General features: G+C 71.6%; 19 protein-coding genes. 15 read left to right on the forward strand and 4 right to left on the reverse strand.

The window, feature by feature from the left end; translation table 11 throughout:
- Positions 1-153: 153 nt before the first annotated feature.
- Together ACFY93_RS07940 and ACFY93_RS07945 are read right to left on the reverse strand one after the other, a co-directional pair.
- Positions 154-2,535 carry a DHA2 family efflux MFS transporter permease subunit gene (locus ACFY93_RS07940; RefSeq protein WP_391354582.1) on the reverse strand — a complete coding sequence of 794 codons (2,382 nt, stop codon included), beginning with the start codon at positions 2,533-2,535 and terminating at the stop codon, positions 154-156.
- Between the two features lie 181 nt (positions 2,536-2,716).
- Entirely contained in the window at positions 2,717-3,160 is a 444-nt protein-coding gene (locus ACFY93_RS07945) for an SRPBCC family protein (RefSeq protein WP_391354583.1), read from the reverse strand.
- Between the two features lie 196 nt (positions 3,161-3,356).
- Between ACFY93_RS07945 and ACFY93_RS07950 the strand changes: the two genes are divergently transcribed.
- The 3 genes from ACFY93_RS07950 (at position 3,357) to ACFY93_RS07960 (ending at position 6,642) form a co-directional block, all read left to right on the forward strand.
- A complete protein-coding gene (locus ACFY93_RS07950) occupies positions 3,357-4,454 on the forward strand; it encodes an Rv2578c family radical SAM protein (protein WP_391354585.1) in 1,098 nt (365 codons plus the stop codon).
- Between the two features lie 135 nt (positions 4,455-4,589).
- The gene (locus ACFY93_RS07955) at positions 4,590-6,191 is read left to right on the forward strand and encodes an alpha/beta fold hydrolase (RefSeq protein ID WP_391354587.1); all 1,602 of its coding nucleotides are present in this window, start codon (positions 4,590-4,592) and stop codon (positions 6,189-6,191) included.
- A gap of 52 nt (positions 6,192-6,243) precedes the next feature.
- Positions 6,244-6,642 carry a Rid family hydrolase gene (locus ACFY93_RS07960; protein WP_391354589.1) on the forward strand — a complete coding sequence of 133 codons (399 nt, stop codon included), beginning with the start codon at positions 6,244-6,246 and terminating at the stop codon, positions 6,640-6,642.
- Positions 6,643-6,653: 11 nt separating this feature from the next.
- Here the strand turns inward: ACFY93_RS07960 and ACFY93_RS07965 are convergent, their stop codons facing one another.
- Positions 6,654-7,226 carry an adenylosuccinate lyase gene (locus tag ACFY93_RS07965; protein ID WP_391354591.1) on the reverse strand — a complete coding sequence of 191 codons (573 nt, stop codon included), beginning with the start codon at positions 7,224-7,226 and terminating at the stop codon, positions 6,654-6,656.
- A gap of 431 nt (positions 7,227-7,657) precedes the next feature.
- Here ACFY93_RS07965 and ACFY93_RS07970 point away from each other — a divergent pair, with 431 nt between their 5' ends.
- From ACFY93_RS07970 to pssA, 9 genes are all read left to right on the forward strand, one after another.
- Positions 7,658-9,463 carry a 3-hydroxybutyryl-CoA dehydrogenase gene (locus ACFY93_RS07970; RefSeq protein ID WP_391354592.1) on the forward strand — a complete coding sequence of 602 codons (1,806 nt, stop codon included), beginning with the start codon at positions 7,658-7,660 and terminating at the stop codon, positions 9,461-9,463.
- Between the two features lie 136 nt (positions 9,464-9,599).
- The gene (locus tag ACFY93_RS07975; RefSeq protein WP_391354593.1) at positions 9,600-10,412 is read left to right on the forward strand and encodes a TetR family transcriptional regulator; all 813 of its coding nucleotides are present in this window, start codon (positions 9,600-9,602) and stop codon (positions 10,410-10,412) included.
- 495 nt (positions 10,413-10,907) lie between these two features.
- Positions 10,908-12,245: a crotonyl-CoA carboxylase/reductase gene (ccrA, locus tag ACFY93_RS07980; RefSeq protein ID WP_391354595.1), complete on the forward strand. Its 1,338-nt coding sequence runs from the start codon at positions 10,908-10,910 to the stop codon at positions 12,243-12,245.
- 10 nt (positions 12,246-12,255) lie between these two features.
- Entirely contained in the window at positions 12,256-14,304 is a 2,049-nt protein-coding gene (locus ACFY93_RS07985; protein WP_391354598.1) for a methylmalonyl-CoA mutase family protein, read from the forward strand.
- On the forward strand, positions 14,301-15,275 hold the full coding sequence (locus ACFY93_RS07990; protein ID WP_391354601.1) for an aldolase/citrate lyase family protein: 975 nt from the start codon (positions 14,301-14,303) through the stop codon (positions 15,273-15,275). Before ACFY93_RS07985 ends, ACFY93_RS07990 begins: the two co-directional genes overlap by 4 nt.
- Positions 15,276-15,280: 5 nt before the next feature.
- Positions 15,281-15,793: a MaoC/PaaZ C-terminal domain-containing protein gene (locus tag ACFY93_RS07995; protein ID WP_391354604.1), complete on the forward strand. Its 513-nt coding sequence runs from the start codon at positions 15,281-15,283 to the stop codon at positions 15,791-15,793.
- A 2-nt stretch (positions 15,794-15,795) separates the two neighbouring features.
- Positions 15,796-17,001 carry an acyl-CoA dehydrogenase family protein gene (locus tag ACFY93_RS08000; protein WP_391354607.1) on the forward strand — a complete coding sequence of 402 codons (1,206 nt, stop codon included), beginning with the start codon at positions 15,796-15,798 and terminating at the stop codon, positions 16,999-17,001.
- 169 nt (positions 17,002-17,170) lie between these two features.
- On the forward strand, positions 17,171-17,827 hold the full coding sequence (locus ACFY93_RS08005; RefSeq protein ID WP_391354610.1) for a phosphatidylserine decarboxylase: 657 nt from the start codon (positions 17,171-17,173) through the stop codon (positions 17,825-17,827).
- A gap of 58 nt (positions 17,828-17,885) precedes the next feature.
- Positions 17,886-18,668, forward strand: coding sequence for a CDP-diacylglycerol--serine O-phosphatidyltransferase (pssA, locus tag ACFY93_RS08010; protein ID WP_391354814.1), 783 nt, complete (start codon positions 17,886-17,888; stop codon positions 18,666-18,668).
- Between the two features lie 231 nt (positions 18,669-18,899).
- Here pssA and ACFY93_RS08015 read toward each other — a convergent pair whose 3' ends face one another.
- Positions 18,900-20,021 carry a glycerate kinase gene (locus tag ACFY93_RS08015; RefSeq protein WP_391354816.1) on the reverse strand — a complete coding sequence of 374 codons (1,122 nt, stop codon included), beginning with the start codon at positions 20,019-20,021 and terminating at the stop codon, positions 18,900-18,902.
- Positions 20,022-20,264: 243 nt separating this feature from the next.
- Between ACFY93_RS08015 and ACFY93_RS08020 the strand changes: the two genes are divergently transcribed.
- The 3 genes from ACFY93_RS08020 to ACFY93_RS08030 are packed head-to-tail and all read left to right on the forward strand — an operon-like array spanning position 20,265 to position 23,835.
- Positions 20,265-20,642: a CU044_2847 family protein gene (locus ACFY93_RS08020; RefSeq protein ID WP_391354613.1), complete on the forward strand. Its 378-nt coding sequence runs from the start codon at positions 20,265-20,267 to the stop codon at positions 20,640-20,642.
- Entirely contained in the window at positions 20,639-22,888 is a 2,250-nt protein-coding gene (locus tag ACFY93_RS08025) for a trypsin-like peptidase domain-containing protein (RefSeq protein WP_391354616.1), read from the forward strand. The genes ACFY93_RS08020 and ACFY93_RS08025 overlap by 4 nt, the downstream gene beginning before the upstream one ends.
- The gene (locus tag ACFY93_RS08030; protein WP_391354618.1) at positions 22,885-23,835 is read left to right on the forward strand and encodes an AAA family ATPase; all 951 of its coding nucleotides are present in this window, start codon (positions 22,885-22,887) and stop codon (positions 23,833-23,835) included. The genes ACFY93_RS08025 and ACFY93_RS08030 overlap by 4 nt, the downstream gene beginning before the upstream one ends.
- The last annotated feature ends 74 nt before the right edge of the window (positions 23,836-23,909 follow it).

Raw genomic sequence — 23,909 nt, forward strand, 5'->3', positions numbered from 1 at the left:
TCTCCCTACGGCTCCGCAAGATCTGTGCCGCCACGAACACGGTACGGCGGCTTCCGGCCGTGATGTGTGGCATCGGCGGAATTCAGCCGCGCGGGGCGGCTCCGGCGCACTGTCCCTCCCCCGGGCCGCCGGGGGCCTCCGCCGGGCCGGGCCTCAGTCCTCGTGGCCGAGCAGGAGATCGCGCTCCGTCCTTCCGCCGCCGGGCAGTTGGAGCACGGTGGCCACCGGCGGGTAGCCCGCGGCGATGACGGTGTACTCGCCGGACGACAGGTCGACGAACCGGAAAGTGCCGTCGCTGCCGGTGGTGAGCGTGTCCACGACGTTGCCCGCGGCGTCGAGGAGTGTCACGCGCGCGTCCTCGACGGCGCGTCCGCCGCCGGCCCGCACGGTGCCCCTGAGCACGGCGCCGCCCGCGAGTTCGACGTCCTGGCGGGTCTCGCGCGCGGCCTGCACGCTGACGGGGAGCGCGGCCGGACGGAACGCGGGGGCGCCGGCCGCGAGGGTGTACTCGCCGGCCACGAGTTCCGTGATGACGTAGCCGCCCTCGCGTCCGCTGCGGGTGGTGGCGACGACCTCGCCGTGCACGTTGGTGAGCGTGACGGTGGCGTCGCGCACCGGTGTGCCGTCCGCGGTCAGGACGCTGCCGGCCAGTCGCCCGGCGCCGCCGAGGACGACGTCGAGCTCCACCGGGCGTTCGCCGACGGTCACCGAGACGGCCTGCGGCTGGTGGCCCCCGGCGGCGGCGATCAGCACGTAGGACCCGGCGCCGGGCGTCGAGAGCGCGTACCGCCCGTCGTCGCCGCTGGCACCGCGGCCGATCTGCTGTCCGGCGACGTCGATGAGGGTGAGCGCGGCGCGCGGGACGACGGTGCCGTCGGGGTGCTGCACCGTCCCGCAGACGGGGATGCCGTTGGCGGGATGGGAGCGGGCGGGCGGAACCTGGGCGCGGCTCGTGGTCTCGGCGGGGATGTGGTGGGACACCAGCGGTTTCTCCTTGAGGAAGCAGGCGATGAGCAGGCCGAGGACGAGTACCGGCACGAGGTACAGGAAGATCCTCGGCATGGCGTCGGCGTAGGCCGCGATGTAGTCGTCGCGCAGGGCGGCGGGCATCGCGTGGACGAGCTGCGGGGTGAGGGAGTCGGCGTCCGGGAGGGCGGATCCCGCGTGCGGGGGGACGCGGTCGGCGAGCGCGTCGGTGAGCCGGTGCGCGAAGAGGGTGCCGAAGACGGCGGCCCCGACGCTGCCGCCGATCTGCCGGAAGTAGTTGTTGGCGCTGGTGGCGGTGCCGAGGTCGGACGGGCGCACGGAGTTCTGCACGGCGAGCACCAGGACGGGCATGACCATGCCGATGCCGGCGCCGAGTACGGCCATCCAGAGGCTGTACTGGAGGCGCGGGGTGCCGGTTTCCAGGCGGGACAGCAGCCACATGCCGAGCGCGGAGAGGGCGCCGCCGAGGACCGGGTAGAGCTTGTAGCGGCCGGTGCGGCTGATGAGTTGCCCGGAGACGACCGAGGCGCCGACGATGCCGCCCATCATGGGCAGCATGAGCAGGCCCGACCCGGTCGCGGAGGCCCCGTCGACCATCTGCAGGTAGGTCGGCAGGTAACTCGCCGCGCCGAACAGGGCGACGCCGATGACGAGGCCGACGAGCCCGGTGACGTTGAAGACGGAGTCGCGGAACAGCCTGAGGGGGATGAGGGGTTCGGGCGCGAAGTGCTCCGTGACGAGGAAGAGGACGCTCGCGGCGACGGCGCCCGCGCCCAGGCCGAGGATGACCCGGGAGCCCCACGCGTGTTCCGTGCCGCCCCAGCTGGTGAGCAGCACCAGGCAGGTCGACGCGGCGGCGAGCAGCAGCGAGCCGAGCACGTCGAGGCGTCCGCGGGCGGGTGGCTTGGGCAGTTTCAGGACGACGGTGACGACGGCGAGGGTGAGCAGGCCGAACGGCACGTTGATGTAGAAGCACCAGCGCCAGGAGAGGTGGTCGGTGAAGTACCCCCCGAGGAGGGGGCCGGCGACCGAGGCGAGGCCGAAGGCGGCGCCGATCAGGCCCATGTAGCGGCCGCGGTCGCGGGCGGGCACGATGTCCGCGATGATCGCCTGGACGCCGATCATGAGGCCGCCCGCGCCGACGCCCTGGACCGCGCGGAACGCGATGAGCTGGTCCATGGTCTGCGACCGGCCGGCCAGGGCGGAGCCGACGACGAAGACGGCGATCGCGAACTGGAAGACGCCCTTGCGGCCGAAGAGGTCGCCGAACTTGCCGTAGACGGGCAGTCCGACGGTGGCCGTGAGCAGGTAGGCGGTGATCGCCCAGGACATCTTGTCCAGGCCGTGCAACTCTCCGACGATCCCGGGGAGCGCGGTGGCGACGATCATCTGGTCCAGCGCGGCGAGCAGCAGCGCGAGCATGAGCCCGGCGAAGACCAGACGGATCCGGCGCGGGCCCGGGCGCCCGGATGGTTCGGCCGCCGGCGGGGGAAGAACCGGCGGCGGCCCGACGGCCGGCTCGTCCTTCACCAGAGTGATCCCGCCCACGTACCGCTCCCCTCGCCGCACTTACCTCGCGAATCCCGCGATACGGGACAACTGCGGGTAAGTGCGACGGGTTACGGCAGGGAATCACGCTCCGTGCAGATCCACTCGAACCGGTGACGGCGGCAACGGGCCCCGGCCGCTTGGCCTTTGGGCCGTCACCGCGCCCCGGAGGCGGGCTCGGCTACTTCTCCACGTGGGCGGCGAGCTTGGCGAGCACCTCGTCGTAGATCCGGCCGAGGCCCTTGGGCGCGAAGGTCCTCTCGAAGAAGCCACCGATGCCGCCCGCCCCGTTCCACACGCTGGTCACGACGGCCCTGGAGCTGCCCTCACCGGCCGGTGTGACCCGCCAGGTGGTGACCATGGAGGAGTTGCGGTCCTTCTCGACGAGTTCGCCGTCGGTCGGCTCGCTCACGTCGAGCAGGCAGTCGCGTACGCGCTTGCTGGTGGCCTGGAGCTTCCAGTGGACGACGGTGCCCTCACCGTCGCCGCCCTCGCGCACCTCGTACTCGCTGAAGTGCTCGGACAGCAGGTTCGGGCGCGTGCCGCTGTAGTCGGCCAGCGCGTCGAACACCTTCTCCGCGTCCGCCGCGATGACCCGCTCCGTCGAGGCCTCGACCTGCGCCATGGCACTTCCTCCAGCACTTGTTTTCCCGGGGTTCGCGGCCAGCCAACCACCAGGCGCCCCGGCCGCCCAAATCGGGGGTGCGCCGGGCCGCGGGCAGGCGTCGCGCCGTCGGGGCGTACACGCGGGTCGCGGGCGGGGTCCCACGATCAAGGGAACATATGTTCTATTCTCTGGGCAGTGCTACCGAGGAGGCGTCATGCGCTGGGAGAACCTCACGGCGGACCCCGCCGGGGACCGGGCCCGGGACGCCGCGCTGTTCGGCGCGGACGCGGTGACCACCCGTACCTTCGACAGCCCGGAGTTCCGCGGGATCACCTTCCACGAGATCCGCGCCAGGTCGATCGTGAACCGGGTGCCGGGGGCCTCGCGGATGCCGTTCGAGTGGACGGTGAACCCCTACCGGGGTTGTTCGCACGCGTGCGTCTACTGTTTCGCGCGCAAGACGCACAGCTACCTGGACCTCGACACCGGGATCGGCTTCGACTCGCAGATCGTGGTGAAGGTCAACGCGCCCGATCTGCTGCGCCACAGGCTCGCCTCGCGCCAGTGGCACGGTGAGCACATCGCGATGGGCACCAACGTCGACTGCTACCAGCGGGCCGAGGGCCGCTACCGTCTGATGCCCGGCATCATCGCCGCGCTGCGCGACCACGCGAACCCCTTCTCCATCCTCACCAAGGGCACGCTGATCCTGCGCGACCTGGACCTGCTCAAGCAGGCGGACGCCGTCACCGACGTCGGGATATCCGTCTCCGTCGGTTTCACCGACCAGGAGCTGTGGCGCACCGTCGAGCCGGGCACCCCGGCCCCGGAGCGCCGCCTCGACGTCGTGCGCACGCTGAGCGGACACGGCATCGGCTGCGGTGTGCTGATGGCGCCCGTGATCCCCTTCCTCGGCGACCACCCGGCACAGCTGCGCGCGACCGTACGGGCGATCGCCGCGGCCGGGGCCACCTCGGTGACGCCGCTGGTGCTGCATCTGCGGCCGGGCGCGCGCGAGTGGTTCATGGCCTGGCTCGCGCACCACCACCCGCACCTGGTGCGCCGTTACGAGCGGCTGTACGCGGAGGGGGCCTACGCACCGAAGTGGTACCAGCGCCGGATCACCGGCCAGGTCCACGAGCTGGCCCAGGAGTACGGGATCGGCCCCGCGGGCGCGGGGATGCCCCGCCGGACACCGGAACGGGCGGAGGGGACACCGGCGGTGGAGCCGAGCCCGGGGCCGGGAACCGAGCCGGGCCCGGGGCCGGCGAACTCGGCGGCGGCGGGACCGGTCCAGCTCACGCTGCTCTGAGGGCATCCGAGCGCATCCGGCGGGCCAATGGGGTCACGTCTCACCGGAACGCGTTCTTCCGGGCGCCGATGCCGGGACGATCCGGCGAGGACCGTGACATCCGCGGTCCGGATTCCGCGTCCTGGGAGGCCTCGCATGAGAAAACGCGCAGCCGTGCTGTGCGGTGCCGTCGTGATGGTGGCCGGGATGCTCACGGCCCCGCCCGCCGCCGCGAGGAGTGTCAGGGGCGACGCCGGGAGCGGCGGCGGGGCGGCGGCCGCGGCGAAGCCCGCCTGGAAGAAGTGCGGCACCGACGACTACCCGACGCTCCAGTGCGCGTCCGTGAAGGTGCCGCTCGACCACGCGCGCCCGGACGGCCGGCGGATCACCCTCGCCCTGTCGCGGGTCCCGCACACCGCGAAGAAGTACCAGGGACCTCTCCTCGTCAACCCGGGCGGCCCCGGCGGCAGCGGTCTCACGCTCGCCGGTTTCGTCGCGTCCGCGCTGCCCAAGGGCGTGGCGGCGCAGTACGACGTCGTCGGCTTCGATCCCCGGGGGGTGGGCAGGAGCAGGCCCGCCCTCGACTGCGAGCCGGGGTACTTCGATCCGGTCCGGCCCGACTCGGTGCCCCGCACCCGCGCCGTCGAGAAGGCGAACCTCTCCCGCGCGGCCTCCTTCGCCAAGGCGTGCGGCGACAAGTACCGGGACCTGCTGCCGTACATGGACACGGTGAGCGCGGTCCGGGACATGGACGCGATCCGGCACGCGCTCGGCGCCAGGAGGATCAACTACTTCGGGTACTCCTACGGCACCTATCTGGGGGCCGTCTACGCCAAGCTCTACCCGCAGCGCGTGCGGCGCCTCGTCCTCGACTCGATCGTCGACCCCACGGGCGTGTGGTACGACGACAACCTCCAGCAGGACCGCGCCTTCAACGACCGCCACCGGGCCTTCGCCCGGTGGGTCGCCGCGCACGACACGACGTACCGGCTGGGCACCGATCCGGAGAGGGTCGAGGCGAAGTGGTACGCGATGCGGGCGGCGCTCGCCAAGAAGCCCGCCGAGCACAAGGTGGGCGCCTCCGAACTGGAGGACACGTTCATCCCGGGCGGCTACTACAACGGCTACTGGCCCTACCTCGCCGACGCCTTCGCGGCGTACGTGAACGACAAGGACACCGCCCCGCTGGTCGAGGCGTACGAGAACTTCGCCGCGGTCGACGCCTCCGGGGACAACGGCTTCAGCGTCTACACGTCCGTGCAGTGCCGTGACGCGGCCTGGCCCCGGGACTGGGAGCAGTGGCGCAAGGACAACTGGGCGGTCTACGACGAGGCGCCGTTCATGACCTGGAACAACGCCTGGTACAACGCGGCGTGCGTGTTCTGGCCGACGGACACCCTGCGCCCCGTCGACGTCGCCAACCGGAAGCTGCCGCCGGTGCTGCTCTTCCAGGCGACGCACGACGCGGCCACCCCCTACCAGGGCGGTGTCACCGTCCACCGTCTGCTGCGCGGCTCCAGCCTGGTGGTCGAGGACGGCGGCGGCAACCACGGCATCACGCTGAGCGGCAACGACTGCCTCGACAAGCACCTGGCGGCCTATCTGACCGACGGCACGGTGCCGCGTGGTCACGGCGAGGCCGACGCGGTGTGCGCGAAGCTGCCCGACCCGCGGCCGCTGACCGCGAAGGCGTCGGCGACCACGTCCTCCGCCTCGCGCGGAGGGACACTGCACCGCCTGCTCGGCTACCGGGGCTGACGCCCCGCCACCCGTCGGGGGCGCCGTCGAACCCGTGGTCCACCATGGACGCATGAGCGATCTGACCCGCATCCCCGCCCCCGACGGGCTCGCCCCCGCCGCCGCCTACACGCACGTCGTCACGGGCACCGGCCGCTTCGTGGCCGTCTCGGGCCAACTGGCCCTGGACGAGAACGGGAAGCTCGTCGGCGACGGCGACCCGGCGGCCCAGGCCCGCCAGGTCTTCGAGAACCTGCGCCGCTGCCTCGCCGCCGCCGGGGCCGGCTTCGACGACGTCGTCAAGATGACCTACTTCGTCACGGACATGTCCCACATGCCCGCCATCCGCGAGGCCCGAGCCGAGCACATCCCGGCCGACCGCCTCCCCGCCGCCTCCGCCGTCCAGGTCTCCTCCCTGGTCCGCCCCGAATTCCTGCTGGAGATCGAGGCGTTCGCGGTGATTCCCGTATAGGACCGCGCCGCCTACCGCCCCCGCAGGCGGACCAGTGCGTGGGCCGCCGCCTCGGCGAGGGGCGGGTGGGCCAGGGCCTCGGTGAGTACCGGGCGGGCCCGGGGGTCCGCGAGGGCGCCGAGGCCCTCGACGCAGGCGAGGGCGACGCGGCGGTAGGGGTCGTGGGGGGTCAGCCGGCGCCGCAGGGTGGTGATCAGCGCGGGGGCGGACTCGGGGGCGCGCAGCTCGGCCAGGAGGCGTACGGGGTGGAGCGCGTAGGCGACGCGCAGTTCGTTGGTGGCGAGCGCGGCGGCCGCGCGGGCGGTGCGGGGGTCGCCGAGCCGGGCCAGGGCGTACGCGGCCGAGGCGCAGCGCTGCGGGTCGCGGTGGTTCAGGAGCAGGACGAGCGGCTCGAAGGCCCGCCGGTCACCCGCGACACCGAGCCGGAAGGCGACCAACTCCCTGGCCCACAGGGGCTGTCCGGGCGCTGTCAGCGCCGCCGCCAGTTCGTCGGGGTCCTTCGTCCCCTCGAGGCGGACGAACTGTGCCGAGCTTCCCGACTCGTTCCGTAAGCGCTCCGTGAGCTTTCGCGACTCAGCGTCCATGACGTCGAGCGTAGATCGTGCGCCGGGGCGCGGGGGACGTGTGTCACAAACTCAAGTCGAGGGCTGGCGCGCTCGTTACCGGCGAGTTAACCTCGGATGAGCGAGTCACCCACTCGCGCTCTTGACCTGTGGTGGCCTGGTGACGCAGCCGCCGCGGGGAGTTCTCCCCCACGCCGTCAAGGCGACGGGGGCGCTGGTCGGTTCGGTACCTCGTGTACCGCAGTACGGCACGGCTCCGGGACAGGGCCGGCCGGTTCTCACCGCGCCTCGGGCATGTGCGCTTCTCCCGCCCGTGGCCACTCCGGGCGTGTGCGCTTCGCAGCCCGGCACCACACCCGCACTCCTCATCACGCACCGCCGCACCGGGTGCGCCCCTCGGCGCACCCGGTCCGCGCCCCCTCAGTCGTCACCCTCATTCCTGGAGTCCCGCGATGGCCGCTCCCCTGTCCGACACCCCTCTGTCCTCGCTCAAGACCGTCGCCGTCGTCGGCCTCGGCACCATGGGCACGGGCATCTCCGAAGTCCTCGCCCGGGCCGGCCGCGAGGTCATCGGCATCGACATCAGCGAGGCCGCGGCCGCCCAGGCCGTCACCGCCCTGGAGTCCTCCACCGCCCGCGCCGTGCGGCGCGGACGGCTCACCGAGCAGCAGCGCGGCGACGTCCTCGCCCGCTTCCGCACGTTCACCGACCTGCAGGCCGCAGCCGACGCCGACCTCGTCATCGAGGTGACCCCGGAGTCGTACGACATCAAGCAGCAGGTCTTCCGCGCACTCGACGCCGTCGTCCGCCCCGAGACGATCCTGGCGACCGGCACCAACGCCCTCTCGGTGACCCGTCTCGCCGCCGACTCGGCCCGCCCCGAGCGCGTGCTCGGCCTGCACTTCTTCAACCCGGCGCCCGCGATGAAGCTGGTCGAGGTGGTCTCGTCGGTGCTGACCGCCCCCGCCGCGGTCGCCGCGGTCACCGATCTCGCCGTGGAGCTGGGCAAGGAGCCGGTCGCGGTCGGCGACCGCCCCGGTTTCGTCGCCGACGGCCTGCTCTTCGGCTACCTGAACCAGGCGGCCGCGATGTACGAGGCGAGGTACGCCTCCCGCGAGGACATCGACGCGGCGATGAAGCTGGGCTGCGGTCTGCCCATGGGCCCGCTCGCGCTGCTCGACATGATCGGTGTCGACACCGCGCGTACGGTCCTGGAGGCCATGTACGCCGAGTCCCGTGACCGGCTGCACGCACCCGCGCCGATCCTGGGGCAGCTGAGCGAGGCGGGGCTCACCGGCCGCAAGGCGGGGCGCGGCTTCTACTCCTACGAGGCGCCCGGCAGCGCGACCGTCGTGCCGGACGCGCTGACCCCGCGGGAGAGCTCCGCCGGCGAGGGCGGCCGGACCGTCCGCTCGGTGGGCGTCGCCGGTTCCGGCACCATGGCGTCCGGCATCGCCGAGGTCTTCGCCAAGGCCGGGTACGCGGTCGTCCTGGCCGCCCGCAGCGAGGAGAAGGCGCAGGCCGCCAGGGCCAGGATCGGCAAGTCCCTCTCGCGCTCCGTCGACAAGGGCCGGCTGTCGGCCGAGGCCGCGGCCGAGACGCTGGAGCGGATCACCCCCGCGGGCTCGTACGACGCGTTCGCGGACGTCGATCTGGCCGTGGAGGCCGTCGCCGAGGACCTGGAGATCAAGCAGCAGCTCTTCGCGGCCTTCGACAAGGTCTGCAAGCCGGGCGCGATCCTGGCGACCACCACGTCCTCGCTGCCGGTCGTGGCCTGCGCCCGCGCCACCTCGCGCCCGCAGGACGTGATCGGCATGCACTTCTTCAACCCGGCCCCGGCGATGAAGCTGGTCGAGGTGGTCCGCACGGTGCTGACCGCCGACGACGTGCACGCCACGGTCCGCGAGGTCTGCGCGACGATCCGCAAGCACCCGGTGGACTGCGGCGACCGCGCCGGTTTCATCGTGAACGCGCTGCTCTTCCCGTACCTGAACAACGCGATCAAGATGGTTCAGGAGCACTACGCCACCCTGGACGACATCGACGCGGCGATGAAGCTGGGCGGCGGCTACCCGATGGGCCCGTTCGAGCTGCTGGACGTCGTCGGCCTCGACGTCTCGCTGGCCATCGAGAAGGTCCTGCACCGCGAGTTCCGCGACCCGGGGCTCGCCCCCGCGCCGCTCCTGGAGCACCTGGTGGCCGCGGGCTGCCTCGGCCGCAAGACGGGCCGCGGCTTCCGCGAATATGCCCGGCGCTGAGCCGCGGGAGGGCAGGTACGCGGAGTCCGCCGACTGGGGCGGACTGCTGGGACCGCCGGCGAACCCCCCGCCCTCCGCGGGCGGGGGGAACCCCGGACGTGCGCATCCCCCCGCGCGGATGCAGTACGTTCGGGTCATGTCCCAGCCCGCCAGGTCCTCACGTACACCCGCCACGTCCGACGCTCCGGAGAGCGCCGCGGGCAGCCGGGCAGCCGCCCAACGGCTCAAGATGCGCCGGGAACTGGCGGCGGCGGCCATGGACCTCTTCGCGGCCAAGGGGTACGAGGCGACCACCGTCGACGAGATCGCGGCCCGTGCCGGGGTGGCCCGCCGGACCTTCTTCCGCCACTTCCGTTCGAAGGAGGAGGCGATCTTCCCGGATCACGACGACACCCTGATCCGGGCCGAGGCCGTGCTGAACGCGGCGCCCGCGCACGAGCACCCGCTCGACACCGTGTGCCGGGGCATCAAGGAAGTCATGAGGATGTACGCGGCACGGCCGGAGATCTCCGTCTCGCGCTACAAGCTCACCCGTGAGGTGCCGACCCTGCGGGAGGCGGAGATCGCCTCGGTGGCCCGCTACGAGCGCCTGTTCACCCGTTATCTGCTGGGGCACTTCGACGAGCACGCCCACGACGACGACGCGAACGACGACCCGCTGCTGGCGGAGGTCGCCGCGTCCGCCGTCGTCACCGCCCACAACCATGTGCTGCGGCGCTGGCTGCGGGCGGGCGGCCAGGGCGACGTCGAGGCGCAGCTGGACCACGCCTTCGCGATCGTCCGCAAGACGTTCGGGACGGGCATCGGCGCCGGCCGCGAGACGGCGCCCCGCTCGACGCCGGCGTCGTCCTACACGGAGGGGGACGTCCTGGTGACCGTCGCCCGGGTCGACGCTCCGCTGCAGGAGGTCATGCGCACGATCGAGCGGGCGCTGAAGGAGCGGTCCTAGGGGAGGCCGGTCGTAGCAGAGGGTCGGCCTTAGCGGAGGACCGGTCGTAGCGGAGGGCCGGCGCGAGCCGCGGGCACCCGGCCCGGCCTCCCGGCCGTCCCGGAGCAGGTCCTGATCGCCGGATGGGCGTTTTGCCCGTCCGGCGTTTTTTGCGCCCCGGCCCTGATCGATCATCGCTCACCTGTTGCGTAAAGATTTCACCTGAGCGCAACTTCTGGCACTGCGTGCCTTGCGGGGTGACACGCCGTGCCATACGTTGAAGGTGTCCGGGCGGCCGGCGTACGGAGACCTCGCGTACGCCGGCTGTCCCCGCAAGCCACTGGCGAGCGCGCCCGGACGCCTGCGTCACAGGCAACCTTCCGCGCCGACAAAGCGCTGCCACAGCACCACCCCGCACCACCTCCGCCGAACCGACGGCACCCCTCCATCCCTCAGCAGCACACCCGACGTAACCCTCAGCGTCTTCCCCGACGCCATTTCGCCGGAGGCAACACCGTGAAGGAAATCCTGGACGCGATTCAGTCGCGGACGGCCACGTCCGACGACTTCGCCGCCCTGCCGATCCCCGAGTCGTACCGCGCTATCACCGTGCACAAGGACGAGACGGAGATGTTCGCCGGGCTCGCCACCCGCGACAAGGACCCGCGCAAGTCGATCCACCTGGACGACGTGCCGGTGCCGGAACTCGGCCCCGGCGAGGCCCTGGTCGCCGTCATGGCCTCCTCGGTCAACTACAACTCGGTGTGGACCTCGATCTTCGAGCCGATGTCGACGTTCGGCTTCCTGGAGCGCTACGGCCGGGTCAGCGAGCTCACCAAGCGCCACGACCTGCCGTACCACGTCATCGGCTCCGACCTCGCGGGCGTCGTCCTGCGCACCGGCCCGGGCGTCAACTCCTGGAAGCCGGGCGACGAGGTCGTCGCGCACTGCCTCTCCGTCGAGCTGGAGTCCTCCGACGGCCACAACGACACGATGCTCGACCCCGAGCAGCGCATCTGGGGCTTCGAGACCAACTTCGGCGGTCTCGCCGAGATCGCGCTCGTGAAGTCCAACCAGCTGATGCCCAAGCCCGGCCACCTCAGCTGGGAGGAGGCCGCCGCCCCCGGACTGGTCAACTCGACCGCGTACCGGCAGCTGGTCTCCCGCAACGGCGCCGGCATGAAGCAGGGCGACAACGTGCTCATCTGGGGCGCGAGCGGCGGCCTCGGCAGCTACGCCACCCAGTTCGCGCTGGCCGGCGGCGCCAACCCCATCTGTGTCGTCTCCAGCGAGCAGAAGGCCGACATCTGCCGGAAGATGGGCGCCGAGGCGATCATCGACCGCAGCGCCGAGGGCTACAAGTTCTGGAAGGACGAGCGGACCCAGGACCCGAAGGAGTGGAAGCGCTTCGGCAAGCGCATCCGCGAGTTCACGGGCGGCGAGGACATCGACATCGTCTTCGAGCACCCGGGACGCGAGACCTTCGGCGCGAGCGTCTACGTCACCCGCAAGGGCGGCACCATCACCACCTGCGCCTCCACCTCGGGCTACATGCACGAGTACGACAACCGCTACCTGTGGATGTCCCTGAAGCGGATCATCGGCTCGCACTTCGCGAACTACCGCGAGGCCTGGGAGGCCAACCGCCTCGTCGCCAAGGGCAAGATCCACCCGACGCTCTCCAAGGTCTACTCCCTGGAGGACACCGGGCAGGCCGCCTACGACGTGCACCGCAACCTCCACCAGGGCAAGGTCGGCGTCCTCGCGCTGGCGCCCCGCGAGGGCCTCGGCGTCCGCGACGAGGAGAAGCGCGCCCAGCACATCGACGCCATCAACCGCTTCCGCAACGTCTGAGGGCCGACTGATGACAGAGCGTCAGCAGGCGCCCGTGCGCAAGGAGAGGGACCGGCCGTGGCTCATGCGCACCTACGCCGGCCACTCCACCGCCGAGGCGTCCAACGAGCTGTACCGGCGCAACCTCGCCAAGGGCCAGACCGGACTGTCGGTCGCCTTCGACCTGCCGACCCAGACCGGGTACGACCCCGACCACATCCTCGCCCGCGGCGAGGTCGGCCGGGTCGGCGTGCCGGTCTCGCACCTCGGTGACATGCGCCGTCTCTTCCAGGACATCCCCCTGGAGCAGATGAACACCTCGATGACGATCAACGCCACCGCCATGTGGCTGCTGGCGCTCTACCAGGTCGTCGCCGAGGAGCAGGGCGCCGACGTCACCAAGCTCCAGGGGACGACGCAGAACGACATCGTCAAGGAGTACCTGTCCCGGGGGACGCACGTCTTCCCGCCGGGACCCTCGCTCCGGCTGACGACGGACATGATCTGCTACACGGTCAACCACATCCCCAAGTGGAACCCGATCAACATCTGCTCGTACCACCTCCAGGAGGCCGGCGCCACGCCGGTCCAGGAGATCGCGTACGCGATGTCGACGGCCATCGCCGTGCTGGACGCCGTGCGGGACTCGGGGCAGGTGCCCGCCGAGAAGTTCGGTGACGTCGTCGCCCGGATCTCCTTCTTCGTGAACGCGGGCGTCCGCTTCGTCGAGGAGATGTGCAAGATGCGGGCGTTCGGCCGCATCTGGGACCGGATCACCCGCGAGCGGTACGGCATCGACAACCCCAAGCAGCGCCGCTTCCGCTACGGCGTCCAGGTCAACTCGCTGGGTCTGACCGAGGCGCAGCCGGAGAACAACGTCCAGCGGATCGTGCTGGAGATGCTGGCCGTGACGCTCTCCAAGGACGCACGCGCGCGTGCCGTCCAGCTGCCCGCCTGGAACGAGGCCCTCGGGCTGCCCCGCCCCTGGGACCAGCAGTGGTCGCTGCGCATCCAGCAGGTCCTGGCCCACGAGAGCGACCTGCTGGAGTACGAGGACATCTTCGAGGGCTCGCACGTCATCGAGGCGAAGGTGGCCCAGCTGGTCGAGGACTCGTTCGCCGAGATCGACCGCATCCAGGAGATGGGCGGCGCCATGGCCGCCGTCGAGTCGGGCTACCTGAAGTCGCAGCTCGTCTCCTCGCACGCCGAGCGCCGGGCCCGTATCGAGGGCGGCACGGAGAAGATCGTCGGCGTCAACATCTTCGAGTCGACCGAGCCGAACCCGCTCACGGCCGACCTGGACGCCGCGATCCAGACGGTCGACCCGGCGGTCGAGGCCAGGGTGGTCGCGGCCCTCGCCGACTGGCGCGACAACCGCTACCAGCCTCCGTTCAACCACCCGCGGCCCTGCAAGGCGCTGGAGCGGCTGAAGGAGGCCGCCAAGGGCACCGGCAACCTGATGGAGGCCACCCTGGAGTGCGCCCGCGCCGGGGTCACGACCGGCGAGTGGTCGGGCGCCCTGCGCGAGGTGTTCGGCGAGTTCCGCGCCCCCACCGGCGTCTCGTCGGCTCCGGTCGCGGTCACCGCCGAGGAGGGCACCGCGCTGGCCCTGGTCCGCCGCAAGGTGGACCTGACGGCGAAGGACCTGGGGGTCGGCAAGCTCCGCTTCCTGGTGGGCAAGCCCGGCCTCGACGGCCACTCCAACGGCGCCGAGCAGATCGCCGTGCGGGCCCGCGACGCCGGGTTCGAGGTGGTCTACCAGGGCATCCGGCTGACGCCGGAGCAGATCGTGGACGCCGCCCTCGCGGAGGACGTGCACGCCGTCGGCCTGTCGATCCTGTCCGGCTCGCACGCGCAGCTCGTCCCCGACGTGCTGGAGCGGCTGCGCGAGGCCGGCGCCGGCGACATCCCGGTGATCGCGGGCGGGATCATCCCGAACGCCGACGCCGACCAGCTGAGGGCCGCGGGAGTGGCCGCGGTCTTCACCCCGAAGGACTTCGACATCACCGGAATCATCGGCCGTATCGTCGACGAGATCCGCAACGCGAACAAGCTCGACCCCCTGGAGGTCCCCGCATGACCAGCCCCGCTCCCCAGGTCAACCGGCTCCGCCCGCGGCGCTCCTGCCTGGCCGTGCCCGGCTCGAACCCGCGCTTCCTGGAGAAGGCCCAGGGCCTCCCCGCCGACCAGGTCTTCCTGGACCTGGAGGACGCCTGCGCGCCGCTCGCCAAGCCGGAGGCCCGGCACACCATCGTGAAGTTCCTCAACGAGGGCGACTGGACCGGCAAGACGCGCGTCGTGCGGGTCAACGACTGGACGACCGAGTGGACGTACCGCGACGTCGTCACGGTCGTCGAGGGCGCGGGGCAGAACCTCGACTGCATCATGCTGCCGAAGGTCCAGGACGCGCAGCAGGTCGTCGCCCTGGACCTGCTGCTCACCCAGATCGAGAAGACCATGGGCTTCGAGGTCGGCAAGATCGGCATCGAGGCGCAGATCGAGAACGCGCAGGGCCTCAACAACGTCAACGAGATCGCGCAGGCCTCCCCGCGCGTCGAGACGATCATCTTCGGCCCGGCCGACTTCATGGCGTCCATCAACATGAAGTCACTGGTCGTGGGCGAGCAGCCGCCCGGCTACCCGGCGGACGCCTACCACTTCATCCTGATGAAGATCCTGATGGCCGCGCGGGCCAACAACCTCCAGGCGATCGACGGCCCCTACCTGCAGATCCGCAACATCGACGGCTACAAGGAGGTCGCGCGGCGTGCCGCCGCCCTAGGGTTCGACGGCAAGTGGGTGCTGCACCCGGGCCAGGTCGAGGCCTCGAACGAGATCTTCTCGCCGTCGCAGGAGGACTACGACCACGCCGAGCTGATCCTCGACGCGTACGACTACTACACGTCCGAGGCGGGCGGCAAGAAGGGCTCCGCGATGCTCGGCGACGAGATGATCGACGAGGCCAGCCGCAAGATGGCGCTCGTCATCTCGGGCAAGGGCCGGGCCGCCGGCATGCAGCGCACCTCGAAGTTCGAAGCCCCGGAGGCCTGAGCACCATGCAGTTCGGACGCACGTACGAGGAGTTCGAGGTCGGCGCCGTGTACAAGCACTGGCCCGGGAAGACGGTCACGGAGTACGACGACCACCTCTTCTGTCTCCTGACGATGAACCACCACCCGCTCCACATGGACGCGAACTACGCCGAGAACACGACGGACTTCGGCAAGAACGTCGTCGTCGGGAACTACATCTACTCGCTGCTGCTCGGCATGTCCGTGCCGGACGTGTCCGGGAAGGCCATCGCCAACCTGGAGATCGAGTCGCTGCGCCACGTGGCCCCGACCTTCCACGGCGACACGCTCTACGGCGAGACCACGGTCCTCGACAAGACGCCGTCCCGGTCGAAGAACGACCGGGGCATCGTCCATGTGGAGACCAGGGGTTACAAGCAGGACGGCACACTGGTCTGCGTGTTCCGCCGCAAGGTGATGGTCCCCACCGAGACGTACATCGAGGAGCGCGGCGGCGAGCAGCCCGGCCGGCCCCAGCTGAAGGAGCAGGAGAAGTAACCATGGCGCGACTCGCCCAGACCGCCGGTCTGACCGACATCCAGCGGGAGATCCTCTCCACCGTCCGCGACTTCGTGGACAAGGAGATCATCCCGGTCGCCACCGAGCTGGAGCACCGCGACGAGTACCCGCAAGAGATCGTCGACGGCCTGAAGGAACTCGGCCTGTTCGGTCTGATGATCCCCGAGGAGTACGGGGGCCTGGGCGAGTCACTGCTCACCTACGCGCTGTGCGTGGAGGAGATCGCCCGCGGCTGGATGTCGGTGTCCGGCATCATCAACACGCACTTCATCGTGGCGTACATGCTCAAGCAGCACGGCACCCAGGAGCAGAAGGAGTACTTCCTTCCGCGGATGGCGCTCGGCGAGGTGCGCGGCGCGTTCTCCATGTCGGAGCCGGCGCTCGGCTCCGACGTGTCGGCGATCTCGTCGAAGGCGGTGAAGGAGGGCGACGAGTACGTCCTGAACGGCCAGAAGATGTGGCTGACGAACGGCGGCTCGTCGACCCTGGTGGCCGTTCTGGTCCGGAGTGACGAAGGACACCCCGAGGGGACCGCGCCCCACAAGTCGATGACGACCTTCCTGGTCGAGAAGGAGCCCGGCTTCGGTGAGGTCCGTCCGGGTCTGACCATCCCCGGAAAGATCGACAAGATGGGCTACAAGGGCGTCGACACGACCGAGCTCATCATGGACGGACTGCGCATTCCGGCTGATCGGGTCCTCGGCGGGACCACCGGCCGAGGATTTTACCAAATGATGGACGGCGTCGAGGTCGGCCGCGTCAACGTGGCGGCGCGTGGCTGCGGTGTCGCGCAGCGTGCGTTCGAGCTGGGCGTGTCCTATGCCCAGCAACGTCACACTTTCGGCAAGGCGATCGCCCAGCACCAGGCCATCCAGTTCAAGCTGGCGGAGATGGCTACCAAGGTCGAGGCCGCGCATGCGATGATGGTGAACGCCGCACGCAAAAAGGACTCCGGGGAGCGAAACGACCTCGAAGCGGGGATGGCGAAGTACCTCGCCTCCGAGTACTGCAAGGAGGTCGTGGAGGACGCCTTCCGGATCCATGGCGGCTACGGCTTCTCGAAGGAGTACGAGATCGAGCGTCTCTACCGGGAGGCTCCGATGCTGTTGATCGGTGAGGGTACCGCCGAGATCCAGAAAATGATCATCGGGCGCAGACTGCTCGAAGAGTATCGAATCCAGGGCTAGATGTACTGATACGGGGTGTTTTATTCGAGAAGAACATCACACCCCGTCAGCACTCTCCCGCCACCGACTACGCTTCCTGGCTTGCCCAGTTGTGGTCCACGACCGGTACGATCCCGGTAAGCCGCCGTCCCCCGTTCCAGTGCGGCATCATCCGCTACGAAGGTCATCCATGCCCCACAGCCAAACCTCTGCACCTCGCGTCGGTCCCCTCGGTGGACGCATCGCGCGCGGAGCATCGCCGTGGCTTCTGCCGACCGTCGCCACCGCAGCTTTCAGCCTGGTACGCGCGCGCCGCTCCGGTGCCGCAAAGGCCGTGGCCGTGCCCGCCACCGCGCTCGCCGCGGGCATGCTGTGGTTCTTCCGCGACCCCGAGCGCGAGATCGCCCCTGGCAGGGTCATCTCGCCGGCCGACGGTGTGGTGCAGAGCATCATGCCGTGGAAGGACGGGCGCACCCGCGTCGCGATCTTCATGAGCCCGCTGAACGTCCACGTCAACCGTGCTCCGCTGGCCGGTACGGTCACGTCGGTCGAGCACATCCCCGGCGGGTTCGTTCCAGCGTTCAACAAGGAGAGCGAGAACAACGAGCGCGTCGTCTGGCACTTCGACACCGAACTCGGTGACATCGAGATGATCCAGATCGCCGGCGCGGTCGCCCGCCGCATCGTGCCCTACGTCCCGCAGGGGACGAAGGTCGAGCAGGGCGAGCGGATCGGTCTGATCCGCTTCGGTTCGCGTGTCGACATCTACCTTCCCGAGGGTGTCGAGGTCGATGTGGAGGTCGGTCAGAAGACCGTGGCTGGGGTGACTCGAATTGACCGTGATTGATCCAGAAACACAGGCGGGCTGGGTTCCGGAGGCCGTCGAGGACGACGACGCGGAGGAGATGCCTCTCTCTCTGCGCCTCTCGATAGCGGACACCCTGACCCTCGGCAACGCCACGTGCGGCTTCATGGCGGTGTACTTCACCACCACGGGCATTCTGATCCCGCACCTCACCGGGAGCCAGGAGACCGGGATGGCGCGGCACAGCGCCGCGACGGCCGTGATCCTGATGCTCTGCGCGGCGGTCTTCGACCTCTTCGACGGTCTGGTCGCCCGCAAGCTGCGCTCCTCGCCCATGGGCGCGGAGCTGGACAACCTGTCCGACCTGATCAGCTTCGGCCTGGCGCCGGCGTACTTCGTCCTCGTCTACGGCATGGTCGCGGACGACGCGCACCAGCGGGTGGCGGCGGTGGGGGCCATCGTGGTCCTCCTCGCGGTCGTGCTGAGACTCGCGCGGTTCTCCTGCGTCACGGTCAAGGACGGCACGTTCCAGGGCATGCCGTCGCCGTTCGGGGCGCTGACCGTCGTCTCCATCGTGCTGCTGGAGCTGCCGTTCGTCGCCACGCTGCTGGCGATCATCGGCACGGCGTGGCTGATGGTGAGCCGGGTCGAGTACCCGAAGCCGCGGGGCCGGCTCGCGGGGGCGATGCTCTCCTGGATCGTCCTCAGCATGGGCCTGCTGGCGGCCTGGGCGTTCGACGCGCCGGGCGGGCAGCTGCTGCTCCAGACGGGGTGCGCGCTGCAGCTCGTCATGGGCGCGGTGATTCCGCTGTTCGCGACGGCCCGGCGGGTGAACACGTTCCGGGACAACCGGCGGGAGGCGCGGGCGGCGCAGCTTCCGTAGCGCGGCGCTCGGCTTGTACGTCTTGTACGCGGGGAAGGGCCCCGGACCAGGTGACTGGTCCGGGGCCCTTTGCCGTGGGCTGGGGCCGGGGGAACGCCGTGTCTTTCGCCCCCTCCGCCCCTTCCCGTCCCGTCCCCGGGGCTCCGCCCCGGACCCCGCTCCTCGAACTCCCCCAAGCTCTCGGCTCCGCTCGAGCAGGGAGGGACCCCCAGAGGGGCTGGAGATCTTCGCTCAGCCGAAGAAATCGCGGGCGATGTTCTCCGCGACCCTCTCCAAAATCGGGCCCGCTTCGGCGATGCACGTCGCGACGTCGGGCTCCACGTCGGTGAGGGCGTAGGCGCGACGGATCCCGGCCCGGCCGAGCTCCTCCGGAGGGAGGGCGAGCCGGCCGCAGACCGCGACCACCTCACGGCCCGCCGCCCGCGCCGCCGCCGCGACCCCCGCCGGCGCCTTCCCGTGCAGCGTCTGCGCGTCGAGGGACCCCTCCCCCGTGATCACCAGCTCCGCCCGCTCCAGCGCCGGCCCGAAGCCGAGCACGTCGAGCATGACCTCGATCCCGGCCCGGAACCCGGCCCCGAGCCCGACCAGCGCCCCGTACCCGACGCCGCCCGCCGCCCCCGCACCCGGCGCCTGGGCGTACTCCGCCGCCTTCGTCCCGACCGCCTTCTCCAGGACCCGGGCGAAGTGCGCGAGGGACGCGTCCAGCGCGGCCACGTCGTCCGGGGAGGCGCCCTTCTGCGGCCCGTACACGGCCGCGGCGCCCTTGGGGCCGGTCAGCGGGTTGTCCACGTCGCTGGCGAGGACGAGGTCCACCCGGGCGAAGCGCGGGTCGAGGCCCGACAGGTCGGCGACGGCGAGACCGGCCAGCGGCCCGCCGCCCGGCCCCACCGGCTCGCCCCGCGCGTCCAGGAACCGCGCGCCGAGCGCGGACAGCATGCCCGCGCCCCCGTCCGTGGTGGCGCTGCCGCCCACCCCGAAGACGATCGTGCGGGCGCCCGCGTCGAGCGCGGCCCGCAGCAGCTCCCCGGAGCCGTACGTGGACGCGGAGAGCGGCGCGAGCACCCCGGCCGGCAGCCGTTGCAGCCCGCTCGCCTCGGCCATCTCCACGACGGCCGTGTCGCCGCGCAGCGCGAACGCGGCCGTGACCTCGTCGCCCAGCGGCCCCGCGACCCGCACCTCGCGCCGCTCGAACCCGGCCGCGACCGCGGCGTCGACCGTCCCGTCGCCGCCGTCGGCCACCGGCAGGGCCTCGACCTCGGCGTGCGGCGCGACCCGGCGCAGCCCCGTCGTCACCCGCTCGGCGACCTCCACGGCCGTCAGCGACCCCTTGAACTTGTCCGCGGCGATGAGCACCCGCGCCACCCGCGGAGTCCGATTCACTGCAGCGTCCGCCACCTGGCATTTCCCCTTGCTCTTGGGCCTTGCACACGTCAAGGCAGTCGCGCCGCTGCGACCATAGCCGCAGCGGGCCCGGCACGTCATGCCCCGTCCCGCGCACCGGACCGCGCGCCGCGCCACGGCAGGCTCCCTGGCCGGCGGTGTGGTCTTTTCCCAAGTTCCCTGTTCTTGCCCTGCGTTGATCGGCACAATGCTGCTGTGCCGCACTACGATTACATGGAGTTCACGCTCGACGACGGAGCGCAGGTGCGTCTCGAGCTGGCCGCCACGGGCGACGCACCGGCCGGGGACGCCGACCTGCCGGGCGGCATCGGCGGAGTGACGCCGGTGGGGCGCGGCGGGCGCGTCGGAGCGCTGGCCACGGACGCGCTGCGTTCGGTGCTGAGCCCGCTGGGCCCCGTGCTGCAGCAGGTGCACGACTCGGTGAGCGGCATTCCCGATCCACCGCACGAGATCTCCGTCGACTTCGGGATCCAGATCGGCCAGGACCTCAAGATCGGGATCGTCGGCGCGAACGGGCAGGCCAGCATGACCGTCTCGGCGACCTGGCGGCTGACGGGCCGGACACCGGCGTGACCTGGTTCGCCGCGCCCGCGGACGCACCGTCGGCGGACGCCCGCGGCGCTCTCGTCCGCGTCCTCGCCCCGCGGCAGGCGCGTACCGCCGGCGCGGGCGTCTATCTGTCCGGCCGTCGGCTGCTGACCTGCGCTCATGTCGTCAACACGGTCCTCGGGCGGCGCAGTCTCAGTCCGCACGACCCCGGTGGTGTCACCCTCGACGTCTCCTTCCCGGTGCTCTCGGCGGCCGACGTGCGTCCGGCCCGCCTGGTGGCCTGGATACCGCCCCGGTCCCACCGGTACGAACCGGTCCCGGACGGCTCCCCGAGCTGGGACGGCGACCTGGCCGTCCTCGAACTGGACGAGGAGCCGCCGCCTCCGGTGAACCCCGTGCGCTGGCTGGAGATGGCGCGGGGGCAGGAGGTCAGGGCCTGGTACGGAGGCGGGCAGCCGTTCACGTACGCCGACGTCCGGGTCTCCGCCTACGACGACGGGGTCGGCTATCTCGACGGGCAGCTCGCGGGAGCGGCCGTCGACGACGGCTACAGCGGAGGTCCGCTGTGGTCGATGGCCGACGGTGCCGCCGTGGGTCTGGTGATGGGCCGGATCACGGCACCCGACCAGGCCTTCTCCACGCAGCACACGGTGCGGCGCAGCTGGGGGCTCGGCTGGCAGTCGGTCGTGGCGGAGCTGCGCCGTGCGGGGGCGGTGCCCGAGCCGCATCTCGCGGAGCTGTGGGCGCGGCCCGCGGCGGTGTTCGACGAGGACGAGTCCGTACGCGACATGATGGTCGGTCCGCTGCACACCCTGCTCGGCGATCCCGCGACGCGTGCCGCGCACGCCACCGCGCTCGCCGGGCAGCTCGGCCTGAAGGCCCCCGCCGACGGGAGCGCCCCGTCGGTGGAGGAGCTGGCCCACGTCCTCGCCGGCACGGAGCGGGCGCTGCCCACCCTCGCGGAGTCGCTCGCGCCGAAGGTGGCCGAGGACCCCCGTGGGCGGGCCGAGCTGGACCGGCTGCTGGCGCTCGGCCGGCTCACCGACGCCGCCCGGCTGCTGTCGGTCGGGGAGCACCGTTTCCTGCTGCACAAGCTGGAGCACCTCGCCCAGCGCGATCCGGGGCTGCCGCACCGGGCGGCGACCGCCGCGCTGCCCTACCTCGATCTGCCGCACTCCCTGCGGGCGGCCCGGCTCGCCCCGGCGGCGGTGCCCGGCGTACTGGGTGAGCTGGAGACCTGGTACGGCGACGGGTCGCCGGTGCCGGACGAGACACCCCGGCTGCCCGCGCTGCTGCGGGTGGTGGAGTATCTGGCGGCCGAGACCGGCGGGATCGTCTGCCAGGCGCTCCAGGAGTGGGCCACCCGGGTCGCCACCCGTCTCGGTATCCATCCGTCGGCGCTGCGCGAGCGCCGCGCCGACGCCGAGCGGTGGTCCCGGCGGACCGCCCCGGCGGGCGCCCGGATCCTGGTCGAGCTGGACCGGTACGCCACGGACCCCGCGGACCACTTCCGCTGCTCGGTGTGGGCGCTGCGTCCCGACGGGAGCGCGGCGCGGGTCGTCGCCGGTTCCGACCGGCCCCGTACGGGACGGGACGTCGCCCGGCTCATCCGGGAGGTCGCGGGCGGCGACGGCACCGGGGACGCCCTGGGCGGCGGCACGGGCGGGGCGGGGGACGGGGTCGCCCTGGTCGCCGTGTCGGTGCCGCCGGACGCCCTGGAGCTGCCCGTGGACGAGTGGGACGGCGCCGGGGCCGACGAGGACATCCCCGCCCCGCTGGGTGAGGACTTCCACCTGGTGCTGCGCTGCCCGAGGATCCGGCGGCGCTCGCGCACCGGGTCCGCCGACCTCAAGCGGCGCTGGAATGCGCGTGAGCACAGCGGCGCGCTGCTCGCCGACGACGGGATCGGCGGCCGGGTGGGACTCATCGGCCTGCTGAAGACAACCCACCGGGACACCGCGCGCGTCCTTGTCCAGGGAAGTGCCGAACACCGCGGTGAGCTGCTCCCCATCTGCCTGGTGATGGGGGTTCCCATCGTGCTCTGGGACCGTGAGGACCGGGGCCGGGCGTCGGGGGCCCGGCTCGGCACCTGGGTGCCCGAGGGTCCCGTCGAGGGCCTTCCGGAGCGTGTCCGGCATCTGCGGGTCCGGGTCTTCGCGGGCGGCCCGCCGGCCGCGCGCCCGGCGCTGGTGTGGGACGACGCCGAGCTCCCGCTGCCCGACGAACTGCAGCTGGCCGATCCCTCGCAGGAAACGGAGCAGGCGATATGACGCAGCCCGACGAATGGCGGCTGTTCCGCGGCGACCGGGTCGCCCGGCAGACGGAGTTCCCGAAGGCGCCTCCGTGGCGGCAGTTCACCGACCGGCCGGCCGGCCGCCCGCGGCACCGTCCGTATCTGATCGGCCGTGCGGAGGCCGACGTGGTGAGTGCCGCCCTGCATCTGCGCCGCCCGCTGCTGGTCACCGGGCACCCCGGCACCGGCAAGTCGTCGCTGGCGCACGCCATCGCCCACGAGCTGTCCCTGGGGCCGGTGCTGCAGTGGGCCGTCAACAGCCGCTCGGCCCTCCGGGAGGCCCTGTACGGCTACGACGCGATCGGCCGGCTGCGCGAGACGCATCTGCGCCAGGAGCGGGGTGAGTCCGAGCCGGACATCGGGACGTATGTGCGGCTGGGGCCGCTCGGCACCGCCCTGGTGCCTCGGGAGCGGCCGCGCGTCCTGCTGGTGGACGAGCTCGACAAGGGCGACGTGGATCTGCCCAACGACCTGCTGACCGTGTTCGAGGAGGGGGAGTTCGAGATCCCCGAGCTGGCCCGGCTGCCGCAGGAGCAGTCCGAGGTCAGGGTGCTCACGCACGGCTCGGGCGGTGAGCGGGTCACCGTCACCCACGGCCTGGTGCGCTGCCACGAGTTCCCCGTGGTGGTGATCACGAGCAACGGCGAACGGGACTTCCCGCCCGCGTTCATGCGCCGCTGCGTCCGTCTGGACCTGCCGGACCCGGACGAGACGCGTCTGCGGGACATCGTCGCCGCCCATCTCGGCGAGGAGGCGCTGGCCGACGTCGACGACCTGCTGCGGGCGTTCCTCAACCGCCGGGCGCCGGGCGAACTCGCCACGGACCAGCTGCTCAACGCCGTGTTCCTGCGCAAGGGCGGGGTGGACCTGGACGCCGAGGGCCTGCTGAACGCCGTACTGCACCGGCTCGGCGGGGCGGTGTAGGTGTCCCCCGGCCGGTCCCCCGGGGGACCCTCCGAACCGCCCGCCGACGCCACGCACGGCGGGCCGGGCAGCGG

The sequence above is a fragment of the Streptomyces sp. NPDC008313 genome (assembly GCF_042956125.1).
GTDB lineage: Bacteria > Actinomycetota > Actinomycetes > Streptomycetales > Streptomycetaceae > Streptomyces.

Excerpts from the sequence above, each read along its gene's own strand:
- ACFY93_RS07975 (WP_391354593.1), top strand. The coding sequence starts at position 9,600 with ATGTCCCAGCCCGCCAGGTCCTCACGTACACCCGCCACGTCCGACGCT.
- ACFY93_RS07970 (WP_391354592.1), top strand. The coding sequence starts at position 7,658 with ATGGCCGCTCCCCTGTCCGACACCCCTCTGTCCTCGCTCAAGACCGTC.
- ACFY93_RS07990 (WP_391354601.1), top strand. The coding sequence starts at position 14,301 with ATGACCAGCCCCGCTCCCCAGGTCAACCGGCTCCGCCCGCGGCGCTCC.
- ACFY93_RS08030 (WP_391354618.1), top strand. The coding sequence starts at position 22,885 with ATGACGCAGCCCGACGAATGGCGGCTGTTCCGCGGCGACCGGGTCGCC.
- ACFY93_RS07985 (WP_391354598.1), top strand. The coding sequence starts at position 12,256 with ATGACAGAGCGTCAGCAGGCGCCCGTGCGCAAGGAGAGGGACCGGCCG.
- ACFY93_RS07945 (WP_391354583.1), bottom strand. The coding sequence starts at position 3,160 with ATGGCGCAGGTCGAGGCCTCGACGGAGCGGGTCATCGCGGCGGACGCG.
- ACFY93_RS07960 (WP_391354589.1), top strand. The coding sequence starts at position 6,244 with ATGAGCGATCTGACCCGCATCCCCGCCCCCGACGGGCTCGCCCCCGCC.
- pssA (WP_391354814.1), top strand. The coding sequence starts at position 17,886 with ATGCCTCTCTCTCTGCGCCTCTCGATAGCGGACACCCTGACCCTCGGC.
- ACFY93_RS08000 (WP_391354607.1), top strand. The coding sequence starts at position 15,796 with ATGGCGCGACTCGCCCAGACCGCCGGTCTGACCGACATCCAGCGGGAG.
- ACFY93_RS07955 (WP_391354587.1), top strand. The coding sequence starts at position 4,590 with ATGAGAAAACGCGCAGCCGTGCTGTGCGGTGCCGTCGTGATGGTGGCC.
- ACFY93_RS07995 (WP_391354604.1), top strand. The coding sequence starts at position 15,281 with ATGCAGTTCGGACGCACGTACGAGGAGTTCGAGGTCGGCGCCGTGTAC.
- ACFY93_RS07965 (WP_391354591.1), bottom strand. The coding sequence starts at position 7,226 with ATGGACGCTGAGTCGCGAAAGCTCACGGAGCGCTTACGGAACGAGTCG.
- ACFY93_RS07950 (WP_391354585.1), top strand. The coding sequence starts at position 3,357 with ATGCGCTGGGAGAACCTCACGGCGGACCCCGCCGGGGACCGGGCCCGG.
- ACFY93_RS08005 (WP_391354610.1), top strand. The coding sequence starts at position 17,171 with ATGCCCCACAGCCAAACCTCTGCACCTCGCGTCGGTCCCCTCGGTGGA.